Origin of the sequence: Streptomyces sp. MK37H (assembly GCF_018035285.1) — a bacterium.
Lineage (GTDB): Bacteria > Actinomycetota > Actinomycetes > Streptomycetales > Streptomycetaceae > Streptomyces > Streptomyces endocoffeicus.
In genome coordinates this window covers 1-25,280 of the sequence record NZ_JAAAYH010000087.1, presented here as the reverse complement: position 1 = coordinate 25,280, position 25,280 = coordinate 1, and the positions used below count along the sequence as shown (strand labels likewise).

Sequence of the window (25,280 nt, the reverse complement as noted above, 5' to 3'; positions counted from 1 at the left end):
GCCCCGGTTTCGGGAAGGGGCGGGGAGGGGAGCAGCCCACCGGCAGGCGTCAAGCGCGGCTACGGCCCCGGGGCGGTCCCCAGCACCTGCCGCAGATCGTACGAGACCGGCTCCTCCAGCTGGTCGTAGGTGCACTGCGGAGGCTCCCGGTCCGGCCGCCAGCGCCGGAAGCGGGCGGTGTGCCGGAAGCGGCGGCTCTGCATGTGGTCGTAGGCCACCTCGCACACCCGCTCCGGGCGCAGCGGCACCCACGACAGGTCCTTGACCCCGGTCCAGCGGCTGGGCGCGCCCGGCATCCGGCCCTGGGCATGGGCCTCCTCGCGCGCCCAGTCGGCCCACGGGTGGCCCTCGACGGTCGCCATGCGCAGCGGCTCCAGCTCGGCCAGCAGCTCCTGGCGGCGGCGCGCGGTGAAGGCGGCGCTGACGCCCACGTGCTGGAGGCGGCCGGTGTCGTCGTACAGGCCGAGCAGCAGGGAGCCGATGCCCTGGCCGGACTTGTGGACGCGGTAGCCGGCCACCACACAGTCGGCGGTGCGCTCGTGCTTGACCTTGACCATCACCCGCTCACCGGGGCGGTAGCGGAGGTCGGGGCTCTTGGCCACGACGCCGTCGAGCCCCGCCCCCTCGTAACTCTCGAACCACTGCCGGGCCACCTCGAGATCGTCGGTGCAGGGGGCGAGGTGCACCGGGTCCTCGGCGTGGCGCAGCGCCTCGGTGAGGGCCGCGCGGCGCTCGCTCTGCGGGGTGTCCAGCAGCGAGGTGTCGCCGAGGGCGAGGAGGTCGAAGGCGACAAAGCTCGCCGGGGTGTGCTCCGCCAGCATCCGCACCCGGGAGTCGGCGGGGTGGATCCGCTCCAGCAGGGCGTCGAAGTCCAGCCGCCCCTCCCGCACGATGACGATCTCGCCGTCCAGCACGCAGCGCGGCGGCAGGTTGGCGAGCAGCGCCTCGGCCAGCTCGGGGAAGTAGCGGGTGAGCGGCTTGGTGGTGCGGCTGCCGATCTCGATCTCGTCCCCGTCGCGGAAGACGATGGCCCGGAAGCCGTCCCATTTGCCCTCGTAGACCATCCCCGGCGGGATCGTGGCCACGGCCTTGGCCAGCATCGGTTCGACAGGGGGCATCACCGGAAGGTCCATGACGTCCGATTGTGCTCCTGTGGCGGGCCGGGCGCCCGCCGGGAGGCGGCCCCGGGCGGGCGGGCCTAGCGTGTGCGTATGGGAGAGTCGGTGGAGCTCACGGTCGGCGGTCGCACGGTGCGGGTGACCAACCCCGGGAAGGTGTACTTCCCGGAGCGCGGGTTCACCAAGCTGGACCTCGCCCGCTACTACCTGGCGGTCGGCGAGGGCGCGCTGCGGGCGCTGCGGGACCGGCCGACGACGCTGGAGCGCTATCCGGACGGGGTGGACGGGGAGTCGTTCTTCCAGAAGCGGGCCCCGAAGAACCTCCCGGAGTGGATCCCGACCGGCCGGATCTCCTTCCCCAGCGGGCGGCACGCGGACGAGATCTGCCCCACCGAGACGGCCGCCGTGGTGTGGGCGGCGAATCTGGGGAGCCTGACCTTCCATCCGTGGCCGGTGCGGCGCGAGGACACCGAACACCCCGATGAGCTGCGGATCGACCTCGACCCGCAGCCGGGCACCGACTACGAGGACGCGGTGCGGGCCGCGGGAGAGCTGCGCGAGGTGCTGGACGAGCTGGGGCTGCGCGGGTGGCCCAAGACCTCGGGCGGCCGGGGGCTGCATGTCTTCGTCCCGATCGCGCCGGAGTGGACCTTCACCCAGGTGCGGCGGTCCGCGATCGCGATCGCGCGGGAGCTGGAGCGGCGGGCTCCGGAGCGGGTGACCACCAAGTGGTGGAAGGAGGAGCGCGGCGAGAAGATCTTCGTGGACTACAACCAGACCGCCCGCGACCGCACCATCGCCAGTGCCTACTCGGTGCGCCCCCACCCCCATGCCCCGGTCTCCGCGCCGCTGCGCTGGGAGGAGGTCCCCGACGCCCGGCCGCGCGACTTCGACCTGGCCACCATGCCGGTGCGCTATCGCGAGCTGGGCGATGTGCACGCGGACATGGACGAGCACGCCTTCCGTCTGGAGGCCGTGCTGGAGCTGGCCGCGCGGGACGAGCGGGAGCACGGTCTGGGCGACCTCCCGTATCCGCCGGAGCATCCGAAGATGGAGGGCGAGCCGAAGCGGGTGCAGCCGAGCCGCGCCAAGAAGTGATGGCCGGAACCTCAGCGGCTGCGAGAATCGCGCCATGTCCGTCTTCACCCACCCCGGCCGCCATCGGGTGGCGGTGCTGGTCCGCCACGGGCTGCTGCCGTTCGAGCTGGGCATCGCGCACCGGCTGTTCGGCCGCGCCGTATCGGCCGCCGGCGAGCCGCTGTACGAGGTGGTGACCTGCGCGCTGGTCCCCGGTGAGGTGCGTACGGACTCCGACGTCACGATGAACGTCGCACACGGCCCGGAGGCGCTGGCCGAGGCCGACACCGTGCTCGTCCCGGCCGCCAACGAACCGGACGCGCCACAGACCGAGGGCAAGCTGGACGCCCCGCTCACCGGCGCCTTCGCCCGGATCCGCCCCGGCGCCCGGATCGCCTCGATCTGCACGGGGGCGTTCGTCCTGGCGGCCGCGGGGCTGCTGAACGGCCGCCGGGCGACCACCCACTGGCAGGAGGCCGACCGGTTCCGGGAGCTGTTCCCGGCCGTCGCGCTCGACCCGGACGTCCTCTACGCGGACGAGGGCGAGGTGCTGACCTCGGCCGGGGACGCCGCCGGTATCGATCTGATCCTGCACATCATCCGGCGCGACCACGGCGCGGCGGTGGCGGGCGAGGTGGCCCGCGCCTCGGTGGTGGCCCCGCATCGCGACGGCGGCCAGGCGCAGTTCATCCGGCGGCCGGTGCCGGAGCGGCGCGGCGGCTCCACCGGCGCGGCCCGCGCCTGGGCACTGACCCGGCTCGACCGGCCGCTGACCCTGCGGGAGCTGGCCGAGCGGGAGTCGATGAGCGTACGGACCTTCTCCCGGCGGTTCCGGGACGAGGTGGGGATGACCCCGGTGCAGTGGCTGACCCAGCGGCGCCTCGAGCGCGCCCGGCAACTGCTGGAGGAGAGCGATCTGCCGGTGGACCGGATCGCGGCGGACGCGGGCTTCGGCACCGCCGCCTCGCTCCGGCAGCATCTGCACACCGCCCTCGGGGTGTCACCGAGCGCCTACCGCGCCACGTTCCGGGGCAGCGCCGCCCATCCCTGAAGGGTGTCCGGTGGCAGGGGCTCGCCCCCCTGGACGCTGGGGTCGGTTGCGCCCCGAAGGGGCGCGGGGCCGTGTCGATGTGCGGCTCCGCCGCGCGGGCGCGACCAGCCACGACGCGGCCGCGGATGAACGACCGAACCTTGTGCCACTCCCCGCGGAGCGCCTAGTGGCGGACCGTGAACTGGCCCGTGCCCAGGGTGTGGAACCAAGTCTGGATCCGGTGCTCGTTGTGGGTGGTGGCGAGCGAGAGAAGCAGCAGCAGCCGGGCCTTCTGCGGGGTGAGGTCCTGGGCGCCGATGACGCCGCGCGCATCGGGATCGTAGACCGCGCCGGAGCCGGTGCGGGAGGCGGAGACCATGACCACCCCGTTCTTGACGGCGTCGTCCCGGGCCTCGGTCATGGCCGGGGAGAGACCGCCCGCCCCGGTGCCCGCCGTGACGATCCCGGCCGCCCCGGCGTCGGCGAACGCCTTGATGGCCTGGGGTCCGGCGCCCTGGTAGCTGTAGGCGATGTCGACCTTCGGCAGTGGCCGCCGGGCGATCCGGCCGAGGTCGAACGGGGTCTTCCAGCCGGGCTTGCCGCACTGCTCGACCCGCGCGGGCGCGCGGTTGACGCGGATGTGGTTCTGGTCGATGACGCCGAGCTCTCCGCTGCTGCCGCTGCTGAAGGCGTTCAGCCGCAGGGTGTCGGACTTGCGCACCTCGCGGGCGGCGTGGATCTGGTCGTTGAGCATCACCACGGTGCCGAAGCAGGTGGTCCGGCCGCTGGCGGCGAGGTGGATCGCGTTGTAGAGGTTGGCCGGGGCGTCGGAGCCGATCACCGTCCAGGGCCGCATGGCGCCGGTGAGCACCACGGGCTTGTCGCTGCGGACGGTCAGGTCCAGCCAGTACGCGAACTCCTCCATGGTGTCGGTGCCGGTGGTGACCACGACCCCGTCATTGAACTTCAGGGCGTGGTCCACGGCGGCGGTGAGCCGGCGGTACTCGGGGATCGTGTAGTTGTTGGAGTCCTTGTTGCCGAACTGCTGGGTGGTCACGTCGGCGATCCGGTTCACCTCGGGTCTGAGGTCGTTCACCAGCCGGGACACCGGGAGCTTGCCCGCCTGGTAGTCGTCGAAGGACACCTTGGTCTTGCTGACGCCCGCGATGGTGCCCCCGGTGCCGATCACGGCGACCTTGGGGGTGGGCCTGGGGATCGGCTCCGCGGCACCGGCGAGGGAGGCCGTGGTCCCCAGGGCGAGGGCCACCAGAGTGATCAATACGCCGGAGCGACGGGCGAGCTGAGCCATGGGGACGTCATCTCATCGATGGAGTGCGTGACGGGTCGGCCCTTCTTCAGCCACTCTCCACGGTAACCACGGACTTCTCCGGCAGGCGAGGGCGGCACAGCCGGGCCAGCAGCAGGGCCACATCGTCGTCCGGCGCCCCGTGCAGCGCGGCCAGCACCTGGTCGCAGATCCGCTCCAGCGGGCCCTGGTGGCGGCGCAGCAGCTGGACCAGGGTGTGCAGCCCCACGTCGAGGGACTGATGGCGCTTCTCCACCAGGCCGTCGGTGAACAGGGCCAGCAGTGCGCCCTCTGCCAGCTCCCGCTCCACCGAGGCGAAGGGCACGCCGCCGACGCCGAGCGGGGCGCCGGTGGGGATGTCGATGAGTTCGGCGTCGCCGCCGGGATGCACCAGCACCGGCGGCAGATGCCCGGCGGTGGACATCTCGCACCGCCCGGTGCGCGGATCGCAGACCGCGTAGAGACAGGTGGCGATGGACTCCCCCAGGCTGAGCGTGATCTCGTCGAGATGGCACAGCACCTGGGCCGGGGGCAGTCCGAGCCGGGAGAAGGCCCGGGCGGCGGTGCGCAGCTGGCCCATGATCGCCGCGGCGTGGATGCCCTTGCCCATGACATCGCCGACCACCAGCCCGACCTTGCCGTCCGGGAGGGGCAGCACATCGAACCAGTCGCCGCCTGCGGCGCTGACCGCGGGCAGGTACCGGGAGGCGATCTCCAGTCCGTCCAGGTCGCGCGGCTGCTGGGAGAGCAGGCTGCGCTGGAGGGTGAGCGCGGCGTCGCGTTCGCGGGCGTAGAGCCGGGCGTTGTCGATGCACAGGGCGGCGCGGATGGCCAGTTCGCAGGCGAGGGTGAGGTCCTCCTCGTCGAACGGCCTGGGGTTGATGGTGCGGTGCAGGCTGAGGGTGCCGAGCACACTGCCGCGGGCGATCAGCGGGGCGGCGATGTACGAGTGCACGCCCTCGCGGAGCAGCACCCTGGCGGCGTCGTCGTCCCGGGCGATCCGCCGTACATCCTTCTCGGTCACATGCGGCACCAGCAGCGGCCGGGCCTCGCGGACGCACTGGGTGATCAGCCGGGTGGGTTCGTAGCGGGCGATCTCCCCGACCGGGTCCGCCGCGTGGACGGCGTCGGTGGGGTAACCGGCGGCGACGGCGAGCGCCCGGAAGCGGGCGGAGCCGTCGGCCCACACCCGGGGCGTGGCCTCGCGGTGCACCACGGAGTCCAGGACGTCGACGGCCGCGAGGTCGGCGAGCCGGGGCACGGTCACATCGGCGAGTTCCTGGGCGGTCTGGCGCAGATCCAGCGTGGTGCCGATGCGGACGCTCGCGTCGGCGATCATGGCCAGCCGCTCGCGCGCCTCGGCGATCTCGCTGGTCTCCCGGTGCCGCCGGGAGATGTCCATGATGGAGACGGCGATGCCCAGGATCCGGCCGCTGGGGTCCTCCAGCCGGTAGTACGACTCCGACCAGGCATGGTCATGGTCGGGGTCGGCGGGGGTCCGGCCGACGCTCTGCTGGTCCAGCAGCGGCTCACCGGACGCCAGCACATGCCGCATCGCACCTTCTATGGCCTCGACGTCGAGCCCCGGCAGCACCTCCCCGAGGCGGTGGCCGCGCACCTGGGACTCGGTGATCGAGTTCATCTGCTGGAGGGCCGGGTTGGCGAGCAGCCAGCGCAACTCGGTGTCGAACACCGCGAGCCCGACGGGCGACTGTTTGATCAGGAAGCCGGAGACGGCCAGGTCGGTCTCCAGCCGCCGTACGGTCCCCTCGTCGGCGGCCAGACCGAGGGCGTAGCCCTCGCCGTGGGCGTCGCGCAGGCCCATGGTGCGGAACTCCACCTTCAGGGTGGAGCCGTCCGGGCGGCGGACCGGGAAGACTCCGGCCCAGGTGTCGCCCGCCCTCACCCGTGCGAAGAGCTCCACGGCCGCCCGGCGGTCCCGCGGGTGGACCAGCAGCTTGTCCGCTCGGCGCCCCAGCGCCTCGGCCGCCCGGTAACCGAACAGTTGTTCAGCCTCGGGGCTCCAGAGGGCGATCCGCCCCTCGACGTCCAAGGCCACGGCGGCGACCCGCAGCAGGTCGAGCACCCCTCCCGGGCCGGTCGCCATGCTGCTGATAGCCGCCTCTTCCTCCTGGTCCACACGGTCATGCGTCGTCATACCGGCACCTCACCGGCTCGCCGTGCCCTCCTTCTGTCATACCTCGCCCGGCGGGCCGCCGCACACGGATATGACATGGGCACGATCTCAGATCCCGGATCAGATGGTGAAGGGCCGCTGCCGGGCGAAAGCGGAGTTCAGCGCACCCGCCTGGAAGAGGTTGGGCGTCTGGTCGGGCGGCATCCGCTTGACGATCTCCCGGTGCAGCCCGCGGTAGCTGCCCGCGAAGGCACCGCCCCGCCAGACCTCCAGCAGCGTACCCGTGAACAGCCCGTTGACGATCCCGTCGGCCGAGGTCTGGTTGTCCTGGCAGCCGGAGATCTGCAGCACACTGGCGTCGATCTTGGCGAGGTCCTTGGCGGTACGGGTGTTCTGGATCCGGTCGTAGGCGTCGCGGTCGCGCCGGTAGACGGCGGCCTGCACCGACTGGGGCATGACCCGGATCCTCCGGCCGACCTCCTGGGGATCGGCGGTGCTGAAGCGCCGGTCGAGCTCCTGGGGGCTGAGCATCTCGGGCAGCCGCCGGGCCACGGTGCCGCTGTGGCAGCTGTCGGAGAGCAGCCAGATCCGCACCCCCTTGGCGAACTTCCCGAACAGCTCGAAGAGCTCATCGTCGACCAGCTGCCGGTCGTACAGCACCCAGGTCTCGTCGAGGCGGTCGCCGGTCTCGTCGTGGTTGAGGTCGGGGACCTGGCCGCCGTGGCCCGAGTAGGTGAGGAAGAATATGTCCCCCTCGGCCAGCCGCCCGGCCGCGGCCTCCAGGGTGGCGGTGACCGTCTCCGCGGTGGCGGCCGGGCTCAGCAGCGGGCCGGTCACATCGAACCCCGCGGCGTCGGCCAGCCCGGCCATGTCCGCGGCGTCCTGCTCGCAGGCGCCCAGCTCACCGCTCCAGCCGTCGTACGCCGCGGGGTCGACCTGATTGAGTCCGATGTGGACGGAGAGTCCGATGGACATGGGGGCTCCTTGGGTCGAGGACGAGCGGCGGCTCACCATCACTCGTCACTAAGCGATGATGCGGGGCCGCGCCCCGCCATGCCCTGTTCTCCGGCCCCATCCGGAGGAGGCGCCCCGCACGCACCCGGCGGGCGCCCCGGCCGTCAGGCCCCGCGCGGCCGGGCGTCCAGGGCCCGCAGCGCCATATCGGCGGCGCGCTCGAAGTAGCCGGGCTCCAGAGGCGCCCCACGGGCCGAGACGCGCCAGTAGACCAGCCCGCCGATCAGATCGAGCGCCAGCTCGCGGTCGAGGTCCGGCGGCAGCTCACCGCGCTCGACCGCCCGGTCCAGCGCATCGCTCATCCGGGCGCGCCGCGGCTCGCCGATACAGCGGGCCAGGGCCCGGCTCAGCTCCTCGTCGCGCTGCGCCTCGGCGATCAGGTCCGGCAGGATGCGGGAGAACCGCGGATGGGTCAGCCATTCGGCCACCGCGTGCAGCCCGGCCAGCACATCGCCGCGCAGGGATCCGGTGTCGGGCAGCTCGACCAGGGCGACGCTCAGCTCGGACACGATCGCGATGACCATCCGCTGCTTCGAGGGCCACCGCCGGTACAGGGCGCTCTTGCCCACCCCGGCCCGTTTGGCCACCGCCTCCATCGACAACCGGCCGTAGCCCTGCTCGGCGAGCTCGTCGAGGACGGCTTCGGAGATGGCCGCGGTCTTGTCCGCGCGCAGGGTGGCGGCGCCGCTCGGAGGGCGCCGGGTGGGCTCCGGCATGGCTCCGAGGTTAACAGATGGACGGGACGGTACCGTCTCGTTCTATGCTGTGTGGACGGGACGGTACCGTTCCGTCCTGTCGATTCCCGTTGATTGAGGAGAGGTACGTCATGGATGACCGCGTCAAGGTGTTCGAGCGGGCGAAGGAGCTGCTGCTCGGCCACGACATGATGGGTTTCGCGGATCTGTGGGCCGTCGACGGCACCATGGAGTTCCCCTTCGCCCCGCCCGGCCGGCCGCGCCTGCTGGAGGGGCGTGAGGCCGTGCGCGAATACGTGCGGGACTACACCGACCACATCGATCTGCGCGCCGTCGCGCACGAGGTCGTCCATCTCACCGAGGACCCCGGCGTGCTGATCGTGGAGTTCTCGATGGACGCCGTGGCCGTCGGAACCGGCCGCCCGCTCCGCCCCGGTTACGTCGCCGTCATCACCGTCCGCGACGGCGAGATCGCCTCGTACCGTGACTACTGGAATCCGCTGATGCTCGACGAGGTGAGCTTCGGTTCCGAGGAGGCCCGGACCCATGGCTGAACCCACCGTTCTGGTCCTCGGCGCCACCGGGAACACCGGCTCCAAGGTGCTGCGGATGGTGCGCGCGGAGGGCGCGCGGGCGCTGGCCGCCACCCGGCGGCCCGAGGCCGCGGCCGCGGCGGGCGTGGCCGACGCCGTACGGTTCGACTGGCACGACCCGGACGGCCACGCGGCGGCGCTGCGCGGCGTGGACCGGGTCTATCTCGTCGCGCCCCTGGGGGTGGCCGAGCCGCTGCCCGTGGTCGAGCCGTTCCTGAAGACCGCGGTCGCCCAAGGCGTACGGCGGGCGGTGCTGCTGAGCTCGTCCGCGGTCGACGAGGCGGACACCGGCCTCGGCGCGCTGCACACCCTGGTGCGGCGGACCGTGCCCGAGTGGGCGGTGCTGCGGCCCTCGTGGTTCATGCAGAATTTCACCGGTGACCATCCGGTGGCCCAGGCCATCCGCGGCGACGGCGAGATGGTCACCGCCACCGGGGACGGCAGGGTGGCCTTCGTCGACGCGGCGGACATCGCCGCCGTCGCCACCCGGGCCCTGCTGGACGACCGTCCGCACAACACGGACCACGTCATCACCGGCCCGGAGGCGCTCGGTTACCCGGAGGCGGCGCGCATCGTGGCGGAGGTCTCCGGGCGGCCGGTCCGCCATGTCGCGGTGGAGACCGGGGAGTTGGTCGAGAGGCTGAAGGCGACCGGGCTGCCGCCGGAGTTCGCCGCGTTCCTCGCCGGGCTCGACGAGGACATCCGGCACGGCGCGGAGGACCGTACGACGGACACCGTCGAGCGGGTCACCGGGCGCCCTCCCCGCTCGTTCCGCGCCTTCGCCGAGGCGCACCGTGCCGCGTTCGCCCCGGAGGCCGTGGCCTGAGCGGATCGGCGGAGGTCGGCCGCGGTTCGGACGCGCCCCGAAGGGGCGCGGGGCTGTGTCGATATGCGGCTCCGCCGCGGCTGTGTCGCTATGCGGCTCCGCCGCGTGGGACCGGCCACGACGGCGTCGCGGACGATCGAGGGCAGGTCGGGGCGCTTCCTGCCGACCGCTCAGCGGAACAGCACACCCGGCAGGCCGGGGCGGTCGATGGCCTCCTGGAGGGCGGCGCGCAGGGTGTGGCTGTCGGTGAGGGGGCCGCCGGGCCGGATCAGCCAGACATGGCCCTGCCGTACGCAGCCGGGCCTGGGGCAGCGCAGCACCCGGCCCGGCCCCGCCGCGGCCACCGTGCGGCGGCGGGCGTACACCGTCCCGGCCAGCCAGACCTTCCACTCGGCCGCGGATCCTGGCGGCACGAGGAAGGAGAGCACATGACTGGCGGTGGCCAGCATCACCGGCCCCGCCGCGTCGCGCCGCTGCAGTGCCTGGATCACCGCGGTGCCGATGTCGTCGCACATCCGCACCAGGTCGAAGACCGGGCCCACCGGCAGATCGGCGAGGCCGGTGCCGCTGGCCCACTGGAGCCGCACCCGCCCGGGGTCGTCGCTCGCGGCCAGCAGCCATTCGGCCGCGTCGGTCTCCACGGTGACCCGCATCCGGCGCTCCCCCCGCGCCCCCGCGTTCATGAGGTGGCCACCAGCGGCAGGGTGAACCACACTTTCTTCCCCCGGACTCCGGGGTCGGGCGGCTCGGTGCCCCAGTCGGCCGCCAGGTCCTCGACGATGGCCAGCCCCCGTCCGGACTCCTCGGTGGGCTCCGGCTTGCGGGCGACCGGGATCACCGGCGAGCCGTCGGCCACCTCCACCCGCAGCTCACGGCCGAAGCGTTCCAGCGAGACGGTGATGGTGACGGTGTCGGCGGGGCCGGAGCTGCCGTGCTCCACGGCGTTGGCGAACAGTTCGTTGGTGGCGAGGACGACATGGTCCACGATCGCGCCGAGCCGCCAGTCGCGCAGATGCCCGGCGACCATCCGGCGCACCGCGGCGGCGCGGTCGGGCAGGGCGGGGAACTCCGCCCGGAAGAGCCGGCGGGTGTCCAGCGGGATCACCGTCCTCTCCCCTCCGGAACAGGGGACGGGGATCGCCGCGGCGGCCGGGCCGTCGGCCGGAGCGGTTCTCGGCGCGGCCCGCCCGGTAACCGGATCGGTTCGCGGGCGGTCCGCGGAGACCGCGACGCCACGGCTCGTGCCCATCGTCTCGCCCTCCTCATCGGCCGACGCCGGCCGGTGCGTCAGTCCTGGACAGGATCGGCTCACGGTGTCGGTCCTCACGGTCCTCATCGGTCTGTGGGCTCTGGTGGCATACGGGCACATGGGGTGATTGATGTTCGGGTGAGCGGGTAAGCGCATTCTGGTGACCGACGGCGTGGCATCTGAGCTGGTGACAGGTGGTGCGCACGCCCCACCCGACCCGCCTGGACCAGCTGCCACGGACGGAGACGGCCCGGTCGCGGTGAGTGCCGGTTACCGGCATGGTTCCTCCTTCGAAGGCAGCGCAATGCGCCATCGGTCGCCGTTCATGTAGACAAACGGTTGGACCAGCCGGTGGGCGAGAGGGCATGGGGGTTGTCCGGTTGTACGGGCGTAGTGGTTCGGGCTGTACGGTCCGGACGTGGCAAGCGTGAGCGAGGGCCGCAAGGGGCGGCCCGGCCCGGGGGAACGGTCCGGTGTGGGCGGCAAACGGGTCCTGGTGACCGGGGGTTCCCGGGGGCTGGGTGAACAGATCGTACGGCTCCTGGCGGCCGGCGGGGCGCGGTTGGCCACGTGTGCGCGGACCCCGGAGCACCTGCGGTCCCTCACGGCGTCCCTGAGCGACGAGGGGCACGGGGAGCCGTTCACCCGCGCCCTGGACGTCACCGAGCCGGAGCTGCTGGAGCGGTTCGTGGCTGCGGCGGCGGAACGTTTCAGCGGGCTGGACGGCGTGGTGGCCTGCGCCGGTGGCGCCCGCGGCCGCGGCATCGAGGACGCCGGTCCCCAGGACTGGTCGCTGACCTGGGAGATGAACGTCGGTCATACGGCCCGGCTGGTGAAGGCCGCGGTGCCGCATCTGCGCCGGGCGGGCGGCGGCTCCGTGGTGGTGATCGCCTCCATCTCCGGCTGGAAGCCGGGGCCCCAGGCACAGTACGGGGCGGCCAAGGCCGCCCAGATCCATCTCGCGGCCTCACTCGCCCGTGAGCTGGGCCCGGACGGGATCCGGGTGAACGCCGTCTCCCCGGGGTCCATGCTGATCCCCGGGAAGCGGTGGGACCGGATGCGCACCGAAGAGCCCGAGGCATACGCCCGGTTCACGGCCGAGCTGCCACGCGGTGAACTGGTCACCCCACGGGAGGTCGCCCAGGTCGTGGCGTTCCTGCTCTCGGACGCCTCGAGCGGGATCTCCGGTGCGCATCTGCCCGTGGACCGAGCCCAGAACGCCCCCACGCCGGGAGGCTATTGACCCCCCGGCGCTCCCCCGAGCGGAGGCGCTCCGGACACGCCACCGGCCGCCCACGTGGAGCGGCCGGAGACTTCACTTGAGGCACCGGCGGGCGAGGACCCGAGGCCGGACGCCTCAGGCGGCCACGCCCAGCACGGTCCGGGAGCGCTGCTCGAACTCCCTGACCATGGGCTCCCCGCGGCGCGGCCGCAGCCGGGTGCGGAAGTCGCGCAGCGCCTGGATCGAGCGCTCGCTGTGCACCCCGCTGAGCGTGTCGAGTGCCTCGCCCGCGGTGTCCACGGCCTCGTCCAGCCGGTTCTGCTGGAGGTAGGCCGTGGCCAGCACGGATCTGCTGATGGCCTGGCGCCGGCGCCGGTCGGCGTTGGCGCGCACGGATTCGGTGGCGGCGGCCTCGGCGTCCGTGGCGTTCCCCAGGTCGCGGAAGCACAGCGCCGCCTCGGCGGCCAGATAGTGGTGGTCGAGGAAGCGCACCCAGGGCGACTCCTGCTCGGGGCCCTGGCTGGCCTCCAGCTGGCCGTCGGCCGCGCGCAGCGACTTGGACGCCTCCCGGGGCTGGTCCAGTGCGGCATAGCCACGGGCGGCCATGGCGTGCAACCGCATCAATCCGAGCGGGCTTCCGGCGTGCTTGGCGGTGGCGACACCGACCCGGGCCAACTCGACCCCCGCCTCGGGCTGGCCCAGGTTGGTCGCCAGATGGGACAGGCCGGCCAGGATCTGACCGCCCAGGACCCGGTCGCCGCCCTCGGCGCACAGGCGCAGCGCCTGGGTCATATAGCGCTGGGCCAAGCCGTATTCGGCGTTGTCATAGCTGCTCCAGCCGGCCATCGCGGCCAGTTTGGCGGCGGCGGTGAACAGCTGGCGCCGCTCCTGCGGTGGTGCGCCGCGCTGCTGGAGCATGGGGACGACCTCGGTCGACAGATAGAGCACGATGCTGGCGCGGACCTGGCCGCCGCCGAAGCGATTGTCCATCTCGTCGAACATGTTGATCGCCGCGTGGACCTGTTCGACGCGGCCGCCTTCGGCCGCGGGTGCGAGCCGGGCGGTGTCCTGGTTCTCGACCAGCCACAGCAGCCATTCGCGCTGTGGGGTCACCAGCGCGCCGGCGACGAAGGGCACCGCACCCAGCAGGCTGCGGCGGGAGATGTCGGTGGAGCCGAGTTCGGCGAGCGTGTGCAAGGTTTCTGCTACGTCCTCCCGGTAGGCCAGCGCCCGGGCCACGACCGGGCGCTGTCGGTCGGAGATGAACCCCAGCTCGGCGGGGCCCACGGGCCTGCCGAGCCGGTGGGAGAGCACGGCGGCGATCAGCTCCGGCGTGGTGCCGCGCGGCTGTCCGCCTTGCAGCCAGCGGGTGACGGACGCCTTGTCGTAGTTCGACTCGCGCCCCTGCCTACGGCCCAGTTCATTGACCCGCAGGGCCAATGAGGCGTAGGAGCACCCGGATTCCTTCAGAGCGGCGGCCAACGCGCCGTTGGCCACGGCGCCTTGGCGCCCGCTTACCGGCTGTGCGTGATGCGTCACCGTGACCGTCCCTGTTTCGAGCCACGGCGGTCTGCGGGATCCCCGTCGCGCACTGCCCACCGGCTGGCCGGAGGCCTCAACGACGTTGTGGACATGGGTGATTGGGAGCCCTCGCCATGGAGGGTGAGATGGGTCACGTGCTCACTATGCGTGGTGAAGCCGTCACCCCGCAACCTTCGTTCTGATAATTTCAAAGCGCTCTGCTCGCTCTGTCTGTGTCATCCATCGCGTGGCACACTGTGCAGGCATATGACAGCCATTCCTACGGGAGGCGGACGTGAGCGAGGCACGGCCGGCCGGCGCCGCCCCCACCGTCTTGCGGAGAGTCCTGGGCAAGCGTCTGCGGCATCTGCGCGAGCGGGCGAAGGTGTCGTTCGAGGAAGCCGCGAAAGCCATCGAGGTCACCCCGTTGACCGTGCGCAGGATGGAAAAGGCGGAAGTCGGCCTCAAGATTCCGTATCTGAAGGAGCTGCTGCGGAACTACGGCGTCCGCGGCCCGGAGATGGAGGATTTCCTCGCTCTGGCACGCGAGGCCAACCAGCCGGGCTGGTGGCATCAGTTCCGCGATGTGCTTCCGGACTGGTTCAGTGTTTACGTAAGCCTCGAAAGTGAGGCCACCGTCATTCGCGCGTACGAGCCCCACTACGTGCCGGGACTGCTCCAGACGGAGGACTACGCACGAGCGGTGCTACGCATGGGCTTCCCGCGTGACACCGAGGAGGAGCTGGAGCGCCGGATCGCGCTGCGGGTCAAACGCCAGGGCCTGCTCACCAAGCCGGAGGCGCCGACCATCTGGGCCATCCTCGACGAGACGGTGCTGCACCGCCCGGTCGGCGGCTCGCGGGTGATGCGCGACCAGATCGACCACCTCATCGACACCTTGGACATCCCCAAGGTCAGGCTGCAGATCATGCGGTTCGCGGCGGGGCCGCACCCCGGGGCCTTCGGCCCCTTCCACTACTTCCGCTTCGGATTCTCCGAACTGCCGGACGTCGTCTACACCGAGAGCCTCACCGGGGCGGTCTATGTGGACAAGCCGGCCGAAGTCGTCGCCTATCTCGAGGTCCTGGACCGGATGGCGGTCCAGGCCGAGCCGATCGGCGACTCCAGCACCATCCTGGCCGAACTGCGTAAGGAGCACTGAGATGCATGACCCCGTCTACACCGGAATGCCGGCCACGGACCTGGGCACGGAGGGCTGGGAGAAGCCCTGGAGCGGGTCCAACGGCGGCACCTGCATCGAGGCCAAGCGACTGCCGGACGGGCGGATCGCGCTGCGCCAGTCCACCGACCCGGCCGGGCCCGCGCTGATCTACACGCGCTCGGAGGTGGCGTCCTTCCTGGAGGCGGCGAAGGCCGGCGAAGCGGACTTCCTCATCGCCTAGGGCGGCCACCCACCATCGGCTCCCCGGAACTCCCCGAAAACCACTACGCCCGCACAACCGCACAACCCCGCACCGCACTCCCGTCCCCGCCGTCCCGCCACGCACACTGAAGACGCCGTGGCGGGCGGCGGTGTCGTCCCCCTTGCAGACGTGCAGAGCCCATGGGACCGACAGGATGCCGTAATGAACCTCGACCACGCGGTGACACAGCACCGCACCCTGATCGTCGAGGGCTGCGACGGAGTCGGCAGGGACGCGCTGCTGACCGGTCTCGCCCGCCGGCACGGCTACACCGTCACCCGCGCCTCCCGCGACCTCCCCCATGTCGACCCGGTCCGGCCGTACCGCGAACTCCTCCAGCACGACGGTGCGCTCGCCGTCGACGCCGGGCTGGTCGGCGAGCTCGTCTACGGGCCGCTGCGCCGTGGCCACTCCCGGGTGACGTGGATTCAGGCGTTCGACTTCGCCGAGGCGGTGGCCGAGCGCCACGGCGCCTTCGTCCATGTGACCGCCCCGGTGCATGTGCTGGAGGACCGGCTGGCCGCGCGCGGCGTCTCGGCGGCGGCCCTGGCGGAGATCGACGCCGCGGTCACCGGCTATGACCACGCCTTTTCCACCCTCGCCGAGCACGCCCCGGTCCTCACCGTCGAGGAGCGGCCGGCCTCCGGCGGCGGCCCGGACCCGGATCCGGGCCACGGAGAGGCGGCGCCGGAGCCCCCGGTGGCCTCGTTCGCCCGGCCCTTCCCGCGCATCCGTTCCCCCGTGCCGTTCGCCGAGCAGAGTTGAACTCCCCGGCACCGGCCCTAAGTTGGTGCCCCGCGAATCGCATCCGCACGGCAGGAGACTGGCGCTATGACAGACGGCTCGTCCACCCCCGACCAGCAGGCTCTGACCAAGATCGACACCACGGTGCCGCATTCGGCCCGGATCTGGAACTACTGGATGGGCGGCAAGGACAACTACGAGGTCGACCGGATCGCCGGTGACGAGTACCGGGAGGTCGCCCCGAACATCGAGACCATGGCCCGCGCCTCGCGCGCGTACCTCATCCGCACCGTCACCCATGTGGCGGGCGAGTGCGGGATCCGGCAGTTCCTGGACATCGGCACCGGGCTGCCCACCTACGACAACACCCACCAGGTGGCCCAGCGGGTGGCGCCCGAGGCCCGCATCGTCTATGTGGACAACGACCCCCTGGTGCTCCGGCACGCCCAGGCGCTGCTCACCAGCACCCGCGAGGGGGTGACCGACTACATCGACGCCGATCTGCACGAGCCCGAGCGGATCCTGGAGGCCGCGTCGAAGACGCTCGACTTCGACCGGCCCATCGCCCTGATGCTGATGGGCATCCTCGGCCACATCCAGAACTACGACGAGTCGGTGTCGATCGTGCGGCGGCTCCAGACCGCCTTACCGTCCGGCAGCTACTTCGTGCACTACGACAGCACCGACACCGACCACGCGCTCAAGCAGGCACAGCAGGGCTACGACGACACCGGCGCCGTGCCGTACGTGCTGCGCAGCGTCGAGCAGATCAGCCGCTTCTACGAGGGCCTGGAGCTGATCGAGCCCGGTATCGTGTCGTGTCCGCTGTGGCGCCCGGCCCCCTCCGAGACGGACATCGAGACCACCGATGTCCACGGGGGCGTGGCGCGCAAGCCGTGACGGCGGTGACGACCAAACGAATGGTTCGGCCACCGGGGAGGTAACCCCCGCCCCCGTCGCGTCGTCAGACACGGCGCCGGGAAGCGAGGCGGAGGGACGCGCGGGTGTTCGAGGTCGGAGCCTGGAGAGTGCCCTCCGTCAAGCGGCTGCTGCGGGCGTCGGTCGCCGGTGCCCCCGCCGTCGTACGGCAGCCCCGCGGCCCCCGGGACGAGCCGCCGGGGCGGCCGCGGCATCTGGCCATCATCATGGACGGCAACGGCCGCTGGGCCGCCCTGCGCGGCCTCTCCCGCACCCGCGGCCATCAGGCGGGGGTGCTCGCGCTGCCGCGGGTGGTGGACACGGCCCTGGAGGAGGGCATCGAACATCTGTCGCTGTTCTTCTTCTCCACCGAGAACTGGAACCGGCCGCGCGCCGAGGTGGCCGCCCTGATGCGGCTCACCGCCCAGCTGGCGGATGTCTTCCGCGGCTACGGCGAGCGGGGGGTGCGGCTGCGCTGGCTGGGCTCGGAGGCCCGGCTCCCCCGGGCCACGCTGGCCGCGCTGCGCCGCGCGGAGGACGACACCCGCGACAACCGCGCCATGTCGCTGGCCTTCTGCTTCAACCACGGCGGCCGGGAGGAGATCGCCCGCGCCGCCATCTCGCTGGCCCGCGCCTCGGCGGACGGCGCGCTGGACCCCGGGCTCATCGACGAGGCGCTGTTCACCCGCCATCTGCCGCACGCCGATCTGCCGGACATCGACATGCTGGTGCGCACCTCCGGGGAGCAGCGCATCTCCAACTTCATGCTCTGGCGGGCGGCCTACGCGGAGCTCTTCTTCGTGGACACCCTGTGGCCCGACTTCACCAGTGAGGAGCTCCGCGCGCTGCTGGCCGCGTTTGCCTCCCGGAAGCGCCGCTTCGGCGCGGGGGTCGGCCCCGTCTGACGCGCCCGCCGCTCCTCATCAGGTCAGAGGAAGTCCGCTACGGTTCGGGCAGCGCCCCGAAGGGGCGCGGGGCTGTGTCGATGTGCGGCTCCGCCGCGTGGGCGCGACCAGCTACGACGGCGCCGCAGTCGGCCGACGACGCATCGCGACACTTCCAGCGGAGCGCTTAGCGGATCTGGACGCCGGAGAGGGTGCGGGCGATGACCAGGCGCTGGATCTCGCTGGTGCCCTCGAAGATGGTGTAGATCGCGGCGTCGCGGTGCATCCGCTCGACCGGGTACTCGCGGGTGAAGCCGTTGCCGCCGAGGATCTGCACCGCCTGGGCGGTGACCTGCTTGGCGGTCTCACTGGCGAACAGCTTGGACATGGAGCCCTCGGCCGACTCGAAGGGCCGGCCGCTCACGGCCATCCAGGACGCGCGCCACACCATCAGCCGCGCGGCGTCGATCCGGGTGCGCATGTCGGCGAGCTGGAAGGCGACGCCCTGGTTGTCGATGATGGGGCGGCCGAACTGCTGCCGGGTCTTGGCGTAGTCGAGCGCGACCTCGTACGCGGCGCGGGCGGTGCCGACCGCCATGGCGCCGACGGCCGGGCGGGACGCCTCGAAGGTGGCCATGGCGGCGTTCTTCAGCCGCTCCCCGCCCGACTTGGCCCGCTCCCGGGCGCGCGCGAGGCGTTCGTCCAGCTTCTCCTTGCCCCCGAGCAGGCAGCTGCCGGGCACCCGCACCTGGTCGAGGACCACTTCGGCGGTGTGCGAGGCGCGGATGCCGTGCTTCTTGAACTTCTGGCCCTGGGACAGCCCGGGGGTGCCCGGCGGGATGATGAACGAGGCGTGGCCCTTGGAGCCGAGGTCGGGGTCGACGACCGCGACCACCACATGGACGCCTGCGATACCGCCGTTGGTGGCCCAGGTCTTGGTGCCGTTCAGTACCCATTCGTCCTTGGCCTCGTCGTAGACGGCGCGGGTGCGCATCGAGCCGACGTCGGAGCCCGCGTCGGGCTCGGAGGAGCAGAAGGCGGCGACCTTCACATCGTCGGCGTCGCCGTACATCTGCGGGATCCAGGTGCCGATCTGCTCCTCGGTGCCGTTGGCGAGGACGCCGACGGCGGCGAGGCCGGTGCCGACGATGGACAGGGCGATGCCCGCGTCGCCCCAGAACAGCTCCTCCATGGTCATGGGGATGCCGAGGCCGGTGGGGTCGAAGTACTGCTGGGCGTAGAAGTCCAGGGAGTACAGGCCGATCTTGGCGGCCTCCTGGATAATCGGCCAGGGGGTCTCCTCGCGCTCGTCCCATTCGGCGGCGGCCGGGCGCATGACGTCCGCGGCGAAGCCGTGGATCCAGTCGCGCACCGCCTTCTGATCGTCGTCGAGCTCGAACGAGAACTCCGCCATGACCCCTCCACGTGCTTGTTACCTGCGGTAACAGCAGTCTGTTACCGCCCAGTAGGCGATGTCAACTCCCCCGGGCACGCGAGCCCCGCGGCGCCCTCGGGTGTTACGTTGCGCTTCAGCGCGGAGCGCGATCGCGCCGGGAAGCGCGAGGTGCGTAAGGCGCGAGTACGACATCGGGGGCGGGGAGGCAACGCATGCGGACCGGGACCAGCCAGCGGGACGACCAGCGGCAGACGGCCCAGCAGAGGCGCAAGGAGCTGCTGGAGGCCGCGGACCGGGTGGTGCTGCGCGACGGGCCAGAGGCCTCGATGAACGCCATCGCCGCCGAAGCGGGCATCACCAAGCCCATTCTGTACCGCCACTTCGGCGACAAGGGCGGACTTTACCGCGCGCTCGCCAAGCGCCACACCGACGCCCTGCTCGCCTCGCTGCGCGCGGCCCTGGACGCGCCCGCCGACGACCGCCGGCAGCGCGTGGAGGCCACGCTGGACACCTATCTGGCCGCGATCGAGACCCGGCCCCAGGTGTACCGCTTCCTGATGCACCCGGCCGACCACGGCCAGCAGGAGCCGGAGCAGAGCTTCGACGTCGGCCACCACTCCGCCCCGCTGCTGCGCCGGCTCGGCGAGGAGCTGGCCACGGTGATCGCCGAGCGGGTGGAACTGGGCCCCGGCGGCGACGAGGTGGCCCGGGTCTGGGGCCATGGAATCGTCGGCATGATGCACGCGGCCGGTGACTGGTGGCTGCGCGACCGCCCCTGCGCACGCGGCCAGTTGGTGCACCATCTCACCGATCTGCTGTGGGGCCGGCTGTCGCTGGCGGACGACCGGGTCGGGGCACCGGGCTTCTGAGGCCCCGGCAGCTCCCCGGCATCGGCTCGCGGCCCGCCGGCAGCCCGCTGGTGCCCCGGCTCGAACGGGCCCCGCGCCCGTGGGGGGTGTGCGGCGGATCGTGACGCCTACGGGGGGCTGCTCCCCTCCCCGCCCCTTCCCGACACCTGACGACATGCGGCTCCGCCGCGTGGGGGGCTCCGCCCCAGACCCCGGGTCCAGGGGGAGCCTTGCCACGCGGCGGAGCCGCATAGCGATACCGCGGGAAGGAGCGGCGGCGCCCCGTGGCCCGCCGGGCACGCCGTAGGCCCCTACGCCTCCACGGCCTCGGCGCCACCGGTCGGCGCCCAGGGGGCGCGGCGGATCGCGCGCAGCGCCCCGCGCCGCCGCAGCCCGGTGAGCCGGTCGATGAACAACCCGCCGTCCAGATGGTCGCACTCATGCTGAAGACAGCGCGCGAAGAAGCCCGTGCCCTCGATCCGCACCGGCTCCCCGGTCATCGTCACGCCCTCGATCACCACATGGTCGTAGCGCGGGGTGCCCGCCTCGACGCCCGGCAGCGACAGACAGCCCTCCGGCCCGCGCACCGTCACCCCGTCGGCCGCGACCGGCCGGGGGTTGACGACATGCCCCAGATGGCGGTGGTCCTCGTCGTCCGGGCAGTCGAAGACGAAGACCCGCCGCCCCACGCCGATCTGATTGGCCGCGAGGCCCACCCCGTGGGCCGCGTACATCGTGGCGTACATGTCCTCGATCAGCAGGGCCAGCTCGGCGTCGAACGCGGTGACCTCCTCGCACGGCGCGCGCAGCGCCGGATCGCCGAGGAACCGCAGGGGCCGCACCGCTCCGCGGCTGCCCGGGATCACGCCATGTCGCATGGCAGCCAAGCTTACGGCGCCGGTGAGGTGGGCCCAGCGCGCGCGGCCGGAATTCGGGACAGCCGCCGGATCTCGATAGGCTGCTCTCCGACCGTGGCCTCCCGGCCGGCGACGCGGCGCGGAGGGGGCATACCACCGGCGCCTCGGGGGGCAGGAGCAGCGCCGGTATGCGAGGAGGATCGAGAAGACGATGGCAGGCAACTCGGAGCCGCTGTCACCGCGGGCCAAGCTGGCCGTGACGGCGGGCAAGGCCGCGGCGGCGGTGTCGCGGGCCGCGGGCCGCGGCAGTGGATCGGTGATCGGCGGCAAGGTGGCCCTGCGGCTCGACCCCGATCTGCTGGGCAGGCTGGCGCAGCACCTGGACGTCATCCTGGTGTCGGCGACCAACGGCAAGACCACGACCACCAGGCTCATCGCCGAGGCGCTGCGCGCGGCCGGCCCGGTCGTCTCCAACGCGCTGGGCGCCAATATGCCGGCCGGTATCACCTCGGCCCTGGCGGGCGGCTCCGATGCCCGCTACGGCGTCATCGAGGTCGACGAGAAGTACCTCGCCGGTGTGGCGCGCGACACCGAGCCCAAGGCCATCGCGCTCCTCAACCTCTCCCGTGACCAGCTCGACCGCGCGGCCGAGACCCGGATGCTCGCCGAGAAGTGGCGCGAGGGCCTGACCGGCTCCAAGGCGGTCGTGATCGCCAACGCCGACGACCCGCTGATCGTATGGGCCGCCTCCTCCAGCCCCAATGTGGTGTGGGTCGCGGCCGGGCAGGAGTGGAAGGACGACGCCTGGTCCTGCCCGTCCTGCGGCGGTGTGCTGCAGCGCCCGGGCGACGACTGGGTCTGCGCGGAGTGCGGTTTCCGCCGCCCGGTCCCCAGCTGGGCGCTGAACGGCGACTACGTCCTGGACCCGCACGGCGCCGCCTGGCCCATCCAGCTCCAGCTCCCCGGCCGCGCCAACAAGGCCAACGCGGCCACCTCGGCCGCCGTCGCCGCCACCTTCGGGGTGCCCCCGCAGGTCGCGCTGGAGCGGATGTACCAGGTCCAGGCCGTGGCCGGCCGGTATGACGTGGTCACCTTCCAGGAGCGTCAGCTGCGGCTGCTGCTGGCGAAGAACCCGGCCGGCTGGCTGGAGACCTTCTCGCTGATCGACCCGCCGCCCACCCCGGTGATCCTCTCGGTGAACGCGCGCGGCGCCGACGGCACCGACACCTCCTGGCTGTGGGACGTGGACTACACCCGGCTGGCCGGGCACCCGATCTGCCTGATCGGCGACCGCAAGCTGGACCTCGCGGTGCGCCTGGAGGTCGCCGGGCTGGACTTCCGGGTCTGCGCGGATGTGGACGAGGCGGTGCGGATCTCCCCGCCCGGCCGCATCGAGGTGATCGCCAACTACACCGCGTTCCAGGACCTGCGCCGCCGGGTCGGCAACTGACCCCCGTACGAGAGGCACGAAGATGCGTAGCACGAGCCAGAACGGCCTGCGTCTGGTGTGGGTCTACCCCGACCTGCTGAGCACGTACGGCGACCAGGGCAACGTCCTGGTGGTGGAGCGCCGGGCGCGGCAGCGCGGGCTGGAGGTCTCCCGCCTGGACGTCCGCTCCGACCAGCAGATCCCCACCTCCGGGGACGTCTATCTGATCGGCGGCGGCGAGGACCGCCCGCAGCGGCTGGCCGCCGAGCGGCTGATGCGGGACGGCGGGCTGAGCCGGGCGGTGGCCAACGGGGCGATCGTCTTCTCGGTGTGCGCCGGGTACCAGATCCTCGGCCATGAGTTCGTCAACGACCTCGGCCAGCGCCAGCAGGGCCTGGGGCTGCTGGACGTGGTCAGCACCCGCGGCGAGGGCGCCCGGTGCGTCGGGGACGTGCTGGCCGACATCGACGAGCGGCTGGCGCTGCCCCCGCTGACCGGCTTCGAGAACCACCAGGGCGTCACCCACCTGGGCCCGACCGCCCGGCCCTTCGCCCGGGTCCGGTTCGGCAACGGAAACGGGACCGGGGACGGCTTCGAGGGCGCCTACAGCGACACCGTCTTCGGGACGTACATGCACGGCCCGGTGATGGCCCGCAACCCGCACATCGCGGACCACCTGCTGAAGCTGGCCCTCGATGTGAACGCGCTGCCGCCGGTCAACGACCAGTGGTACGAGGCGCTGCGCAACGAGCGGATCGCGGCGGCGACCCAGCCCGCCTGAGCCGCCTCCCGCTCGCTCGAGCGCAGCTCAGACGCCGTTCGAGCACAGGGTGACCGCATGGCGGACATCAGGCCACAGGCCGCGCCCCCGCCGCCCGCCCGCTTGTAGGGTGGCGGGGTCCCGCCGGACGACGCGGTCCGGCCGTCGGCCCCCATCTCAGACAGAGGTATGCGTGCCATGCGCATTGGTGTGCTCACGTCCGGCGGCGACTGCCCCGGCCTGAACGCGGTCATCAGGTCAGTCGTCCACCGCGCCACCGTCGACCACGGCGATGAGGTGATCGGCTTCCAGGACGGCTGGAAGGGCCTGCTGGAGTGCGACTACCGCAAGCTGGACCTGGACGCCGTGAGCGGCATCCTGGCCCTCGGCGGCACCATCCTCGGCTCCACCCGGGTGCGCCCCGAGCATCTGCGGGACGGCGTGGAGCGGGCCAAGGGGCATGTGGCGGAGCTCGGCCTGGACGCGGTCATCCCCATCGGCGGGGAGGGCACGCTGAAGGCCGCCCGGCTGCTCTCGGACGCCGGGCTGCCGATCGTCGGCGTGCCGAAGACCATCGACAACGACATCGCCTCGACCGATGTGACCTTCGGCTTCGACACCGCGGTCGGGGTCGCCACCGAGGCGCTGGACCGGCTCAAGACCACCGCGGAGTCCCATCAGCGGGTGCTGATCGTCGAGGTCATGGGGCGGCACACCGGCTGGATCGCACTGCACTCGGGCATGGCCGCGGGCGCCCACGCCATCGTCGTCCCGGAGCGCCCGTTCGACATCGCGGAGCTGACCAGGACCGTCGGGGCGCGGTTCGAGGCGGGCAAGAAGTTCGCGATCGTGGTGGTGGCGGAGGGCGCCAAGCCGCGCGAGGGCACGATGGACTACGAGGCCGGCGGCAAGGACGTCTACGGCCACGAGCGCTTCGCGGGCATCGCCCGCCACCTCTCCGTGGAGCTCGAGCGGCGGCTCGGCAAGGAGGCCCGGGCGGTCATCCTGGGCCATGTGCAGCGCGGTGGCACCCCGACGGCGTACGACAGGGTGCTGGCCACCCGCTTCGGCTGGCACGCGGTCGAGGCGGCCCACCGCGGCGAATTCGGCACGATCACGGCGCTGCGCGGCACGGACATCACCCTGGTGCCGCTCGCGGCGGCCGTGGAGCGGCTGAAGACGGTCCCCGCCGAGCGGTACGCCGAGGCCGAGTGCGTGCTGTGATCTGAGCGGTTCTAGGCTGGTGCGAGCACATTTGGTGCGCACCGGGAGGAGATCTTGCTGATGGATCACGGCGGGCACGGCATGATGATGGATCTGCCGCCGTTCACGCTGTCGCGCGGGCTGGAGTTCGGCGGCGATCCGTTCTTCCTGGTCGGCTGTGTGCTGGCGCTCGGTCTTTACGGATGGGGCGTCGCGCGGCTGCGGCGGCGTGGCGACGCCTGGCCGGTGGGGCGCCTGGTCTCCTTCGTGCTCGGGGTGCTGACGATCGCGCTCGCGATGTGCACCAAGCTGAACGACTACGGCATGGTCATGTTCAGCGTCCATATGGTGCAGCACATGATCATCAGCATGGTCTCGCCGATCCTGCTGCTGCTGGGCGCGCCGGTCACGCTGACCCTGCGGGCCCTCCCGGCGGCCGGGCGCGGCCGCAAGGGGCCCCGGGAGCTGCTGGTCGCGCTGTTGCACAGCCGCTATATGCGGATCATCACCCACCCGGCGTTCACCATCCCGCTGTTCATCGCGAGCCTGTACGCGCTGTACTTCACCCCGCTCTTCGACTTCCTGATGGAGAGCAAGGCCGGGCATATCGCGATGATGGTCCACTTCCTCGCGGTGGGCCTGGTCTTCTTCTGGCCGATCATGGGCGTGGACCCGGGCCCGCACCGGCCCGGCTATGTGATGCGGATGCTGGAGCTGTTCGCGGGCATGCCGTTCCACGCGTTCTTCGGCATCGCGCTGATGATGGCGTCCGAGCCCATGGTCGGCGCGTACAAGCACCCGCCCGCCTCGCTGGGCATCGACGCGCTCTCGGACCAGACCTGGGCGGGCGGTATCGCCTGGGCCTTCAGCGAGATCCCGTCGGTGATCGTGCTGGTGGCGCTGGTCTACCAGTGGTACAAGTCCGAGCAGCGCCAGGCGCGGCGTATCGACCGCACCGCGGACCGGGACGGCGACCAGGAGCTCGCGGCGTACAACGCCTATCTGGCCTCGCTCCAGTCCCGGAGCCAG

General features: G+C 72.2%; 25 protein-coding genes. 15 read left to right on the top strand and 10 right to left on the bottom strand.

The features are described from left to right. Nucleotides 1-59: 59 nt before the first annotated feature. Nucleotides 60-1,133, bottom strand: a complete 1,074-nt coding sequence (locus GWI24_RS15200; protein WP_210946479.1) for an ATP-dependent DNA ligase — start codon at nucleotides 1,131-1,133, stop codon at nucleotides 60-62. Nucleotides 1,134-1,211: 78 nt separating this feature from the next. Between GWI24_RS15200 and ligD the strand changes: the two genes are divergently transcribed. Together ligD and GWI24_RS15190 are read left to right on the top strand one after the other, a co-directional pair. Continuing rightward, nucleotides 1,212-2,216, top strand: coding sequence for a non-homologous end-joining DNA ligase (gene ligD, locus GWI24_RS15195; RefSeq protein ID WP_210946478.1), 1,005 nt, complete (start codon nucleotides 1,212-1,214; stop codon nucleotides 2,214-2,216). A 34-nt stretch (nucleotides 2,217-2,250) separates the two neighbouring features. Next, nucleotides 2,251-3,246 carry a GlxA family transcriptional regulator gene (locus GWI24_RS15190; RefSeq protein WP_210946477.1) on the top strand — a complete coding sequence of 332 codons (996 nt, stop codon included), beginning with the start codon at nucleotides 2,251-2,253 and terminating at the stop codon, nucleotides 3,244-3,246. 163 nt (nucleotides 3,247-3,409) lie between these two features. Here GWI24_RS15190 and GWI24_RS15185 read toward each other — a convergent pair whose 3' ends face one another. From GWI24_RS15185 to GWI24_RS15170, 4 genes are all read right to left on the bottom strand, one after another. After that, entirely contained in the window at nucleotides 3,410-4,534 is a 1,125-nt protein-coding gene (locus tag GWI24_RS15185; RefSeq protein WP_210946476.1) for an asparaginase, read from the bottom strand. Nucleotides 4,535-4,580: 46 nt separating this feature from the next. Beyond that, entirely contained in the window at nucleotides 4,581-6,689 is a 2,109-nt protein-coding gene (locus GWI24_RS15180; RefSeq protein WP_247616373.1) for a SpoIIE family protein phosphatase, read from the bottom strand. Between the two features lie 99 nt (nucleotides 6,690-6,788). Continuing rightward, entirely contained in the window at nucleotides 6,789-7,643 is an 855-nt protein-coding gene (locus tag GWI24_RS15175; RefSeq protein WP_210946475.1) for a caspase family protein, read from the bottom strand. Between the two features lie 143 nt (nucleotides 7,644-7,786). After that, complete coding sequence (locus GWI24_RS15170) at nucleotides 7,787-8,398, bottom strand: TetR/AcrR family transcriptional regulator (RefSeq protein WP_210946474.1); 612 nt, start codon at nucleotides 8,396-8,398, stop codon at nucleotides 7,787-7,789. A 110-nt stretch (nucleotides 8,399-8,508) separates the two neighbouring features. Between GWI24_RS15170 and GWI24_RS15165 the strand changes: the two genes are divergently transcribed. Continuing rightward, nucleotides 8,509-8,931 carry a nuclear transport factor 2 family protein gene (locus GWI24_RS15165; protein WP_210946473.1) on the top strand — a complete coding sequence of 141 codons (423 nt, stop codon included), beginning with the start codon at nucleotides 8,509-8,511 and terminating at the stop codon, nucleotides 8,929-8,931. Continuing rightward, the gene (locus GWI24_RS15160) at nucleotides 8,924-9,796 is read left to right on the top strand and encodes an NAD(P)H-binding protein (protein WP_210946472.1); all 873 of its coding nucleotides are present in this window, start codon (nucleotides 8,924-8,926) and stop codon (nucleotides 9,794-9,796) included. Before GWI24_RS15165 ends, GWI24_RS15160 begins: the two co-directional genes overlap by 8 nt. Nucleotides 9,797-9,966: 170 nt before the next feature. Here the strand turns inward: GWI24_RS15160 and GWI24_RS15155 are convergent, their stop codons facing one another. Together GWI24_RS15155 and GWI24_RS15150 are read right to left on the bottom strand one after the other, a co-directional pair. Continuing rightward, nucleotides 9,967-10,449, bottom strand: a complete 483-nt coding sequence (locus GWI24_RS15155; RefSeq protein ID WP_247616372.1) for a hypothetical protein — start codon at nucleotides 10,447-10,449, stop codon at nucleotides 9,967-9,969. Nucleotides 10,450-10,475: 26 nt separating this feature from the next. Next, nucleotides 10,476-10,901: an ATP-binding protein gene (locus tag GWI24_RS15150; protein ID WP_307841173.1), complete on the bottom strand. Its 426-nt coding sequence runs from the start codon at nucleotides 10,899-10,901 to the stop codon at nucleotides 10,476-10,478. A gap of 571 nt (nucleotides 10,902-11,472) precedes the next feature. Between GWI24_RS15150 and GWI24_RS15145 the strand changes: the two genes are divergently transcribed. Next, complete coding sequence (locus tag GWI24_RS15145) at nucleotides 11,473-12,288, top strand: SDR family NAD(P)-dependent oxidoreductase (RefSeq protein WP_210946480.1); 816 nt, start codon at nucleotides 11,473-11,475, stop codon at nucleotides 12,286-12,288. A 114-nt stretch (nucleotides 12,289-12,402) separates the two neighbouring features. Here the strand turns inward: GWI24_RS15145 and GWI24_RS15140 are convergent, their stop codons facing one another. After that, nucleotides 12,403-13,806: a hypothetical protein gene (locus GWI24_RS15140; protein WP_210946469.1), complete on the bottom strand. Its 1,404-nt coding sequence runs from the start codon at nucleotides 13,804-13,806 to the stop codon at nucleotides 12,403-12,405. 277 nt (nucleotides 13,807-14,083) lie between these two features. On the opposite strand from GWI24_RS15140, the gene GWI24_RS15135 reads away from it, so the two are divergent. From GWI24_RS15135 to uppS, 5 genes are all read left to right on the top strand, one after another. Continuing rightward, entirely contained in the window at nucleotides 14,084-14,950 is an 867-nt protein-coding gene (locus GWI24_RS15135) for a helix-turn-helix transcriptional regulator (RefSeq protein WP_210946468.1), read from the top strand. A gap of 1 nt (nucleotide 14,951) precedes the next feature. Continuing rightward, nucleotides 14,952-15,191 carry a DUF397 domain-containing protein gene (locus tag GWI24_RS15130; RefSeq protein ID WP_210946467.1) on the top strand — a complete coding sequence of 80 codons (240 nt, stop codon included), beginning with the start codon at nucleotides 14,952-14,954 and terminating at the stop codon, nucleotides 15,189-15,191. A 183-nt stretch (nucleotides 15,192-15,374) separates the two neighbouring features. Beyond that, entirely contained in the window at nucleotides 15,375-15,977 is a 603-nt protein-coding gene (locus GWI24_RS15125; protein ID WP_210946466.1) for a hypothetical protein, read from the top strand. 66 nt (nucleotides 15,978-16,043) lie between these two features. Continuing rightward, nucleotides 16,044-16,856, top strand: coding sequence for an SAM-dependent methyltransferase (locus GWI24_RS15120; protein ID WP_210946465.1), 813 nt, complete (start codon nucleotides 16,044-16,046; stop codon nucleotides 16,854-16,856). Nucleotides 16,857-16,960: 104 nt separating this feature from the next. Then, entirely contained in the window at nucleotides 16,961-17,779 is an 819-nt protein-coding gene (gene uppS / locus GWI24_RS15115) for a polyprenyl diphosphate synthase (RefSeq protein WP_210946464.1), read from the top strand. A gap of 166 nt (nucleotides 17,780-17,945) precedes the next feature. Here the strand turns inward: uppS and GWI24_RS15110 are convergent, their stop codons facing one another. Beyond that, on the bottom strand, nucleotides 17,946-19,172 hold the full coding sequence (locus tag GWI24_RS15110; RefSeq protein WP_210946463.1) for an acyl-CoA dehydrogenase family protein: 1,227 nt from the start codon (nucleotides 19,170-19,172) through the stop codon (nucleotides 17,946-17,948). A gap of 194 nt (nucleotides 19,173-19,366) precedes the next feature. Here GWI24_RS15110 and GWI24_RS15105 point away from each other — a divergent pair, with 194 nt between their 5' ends. Further along, nucleotides 19,367-20,023 carry a TetR family transcriptional regulator gene (locus tag GWI24_RS15105; protein ID WP_210946462.1) on the top strand — a complete coding sequence of 219 codons (657 nt, stop codon included), beginning with the start codon at nucleotides 19,367-19,369 and terminating at the stop codon, nucleotides 20,021-20,023. Nucleotides 20,024-20,313: 290 nt separating this feature from the next. On the opposite strand, the gene def is transcribed toward GWI24_RS15105, so the two are convergent. Next, complete coding sequence (def, locus tag GWI24_RS15100; protein WP_210946461.1) at nucleotides 20,314-20,880, bottom strand: peptide deformylase; 567 nt, start codon at nucleotides 20,878-20,880, stop codon at nucleotides 20,314-20,316. Nucleotides 20,881-21,070: 190 nt separating this feature from the next. On the opposite strand from def, the gene GWI24_RS15095 reads away from it, so the two are divergent. The 4 genes from GWI24_RS15095 to GWI24_RS15080 form a co-directional block, all read left to right on the top strand. Beyond that, nucleotides 21,071-22,309: a MurT ligase domain-containing protein gene (locus GWI24_RS15095; RefSeq protein ID WP_210946460.1), complete on the top strand. Its 1,239-nt coding sequence runs from the start codon at nucleotides 21,071-21,073 to the stop codon at nucleotides 22,307-22,309. Between the two features lie 22 nt (nucleotides 22,310-22,331). After that, nucleotides 22,332-23,069 (top strand): type 1 glutamine amidotransferase, encoded by a 738-nt coding sequence (locus GWI24_RS15090; protein ID WP_198276621.1) that lies wholly within the window; start codon nucleotides 22,332-22,334, stop codon nucleotides 23,067-23,069. Between the two features lie 177 nt (nucleotides 23,070-23,246). Further along, nucleotides 23,247-24,272, top strand: coding sequence for a 6-phosphofructokinase (locus tag GWI24_RS15085; protein ID WP_210946459.1), 1,026 nt, complete (start codon nucleotides 23,247-23,249; stop codon nucleotides 24,270-24,272). Nucleotides 24,273-24,332: 60 nt separating this feature from the next. Next, nucleotides 24,333-25,280, top strand: a 948-nt coding sequence (locus GWI24_RS15080; protein ID WP_210946458.1) for a cytochrome c oxidase assembly protein, incomplete at its 3' end; no start/stop codon positions are given.

Excerpts from the sequence above, each read along its gene's own strand:
- GWI24_RS15200 (WP_210946479.1), bottom strand. The coding sequence starts at position 1,133 with ATGGACCTTCCGGTGATGCCCCCTGTCGAACCGATGCTGGCCAAGGCC.
- ligD (WP_210946478.1), top strand. The coding sequence starts at position 1,212 with ATGGGAGAGTCGGTGGAGCTCACGGTCGGCGGTCGCACGGTGCGGGTG.
- GWI24_RS15190 (WP_210946477.1), top strand. The coding sequence starts at position 2,251 with ATGTCCGTCTTCACCCACCCCGGCCGCCATCGGGTGGCGGTGCTGGTC.
- GWI24_RS15185 (WP_210946476.1), bottom strand. The coding sequence starts at position 4,534 with ATGGCTCAGCTCGCCCGTCGCTCCGGCGTATTGATCACTCTGGTGGCC.
- GWI24_RS15180 (WP_247616373.1), bottom strand. The coding sequence starts at position 6,689 with ATGACGACGCATGACCGTGTGGACCAGGAGGAAGAGGCGGCTATCAGC.
- GWI24_RS15175 (WP_210946475.1), bottom strand. The coding sequence starts at position 7,643 with ATGTCCATCGGACTCTCCGTCCACATCGGACTCAATCAGGTCGACCCC.
- GWI24_RS15170 (WP_210946474.1), bottom strand. The coding sequence starts at position 8,398 with ATGCCGGAGCCCACCCGGCGCCCTCCGAGCGGCGCCGCCACCCTGCGC.
- GWI24_RS15165 (WP_210946473.1), top strand. The coding sequence starts at position 8,509 with ATGGATGACCGCGTCAAGGTGTTCGAGCGGGCGAAGGAGCTGCTGCTC.
- GWI24_RS15160 (WP_210946472.1), top strand. The coding sequence starts at position 8,924 with ATGGCTGAACCCACCGTTCTGGTCCTCGGCGCCACCGGGAACACCGGC.
- GWI24_RS15155 (WP_247616372.1), bottom strand. The coding sequence starts at position 10,449 with ATGCGGGTCACCGTGGAGACCGACGCGGCCGAATGGCTGCTGGCCGCG.
- GWI24_RS15130 (WP_210946467.1), top strand. The coding sequence starts at position 14,952 with ATGCATGACCCCGTCTACACCGGAATGCCGGCCACGGACCTGGGCACG.
- GWI24_RS15125 (WP_210946466.1), top strand. The coding sequence starts at position 15,375 with ATGAACCTCGACCACGCGGTGACACAGCACCGCACCCTGATCGTCGAG.
- GWI24_RS15120 (WP_210946465.1), top strand. The coding sequence starts at position 16,044 with ATGACAGACGGCTCGTCCACCCCCGACCAGCAGGCTCTGACCAAGATC.
- GWI24_RS15110 (WP_210946463.1), bottom strand. The coding sequence starts at position 19,172 with ATGGCGGAGTTCTCGTTCGAGCTCGACGACGATCAGAAGGCGGTGCGC.
- GWI24_RS15105 (WP_210946462.1), top strand. The coding sequence starts at position 19,367 with ATGCGGACCGGGACCAGCCAGCGGGACGACCAGCGGCAGACGGCCCAG.
- def (WP_210946461.1), bottom strand. The coding sequence starts at position 20,880 with ATGCGACATGGCGTGATCCCGGGCAGCCGCGGAGCGGTGCGGCCCCTG.
- GWI24_RS15095 (WP_210946460.1), top strand. The coding sequence starts at position 21,071 with ATGGCAGGCAACTCGGAGCCGCTGTCACCGCGGGCCAAGCTGGCCGTG.
- GWI24_RS15090 (WP_198276621.1), top strand. The coding sequence starts at position 22,332 with ATGCGTAGCACGAGCCAGAACGGCCTGCGTCTGGTGTGGGTCTACCCC.
- GWI24_RS15085 (WP_210946459.1), top strand. The coding sequence starts at position 23,247 with ATGCGCATTGGTGTGCTCACGTCCGGCGGCGACTGCCCCGGCCTGAAC.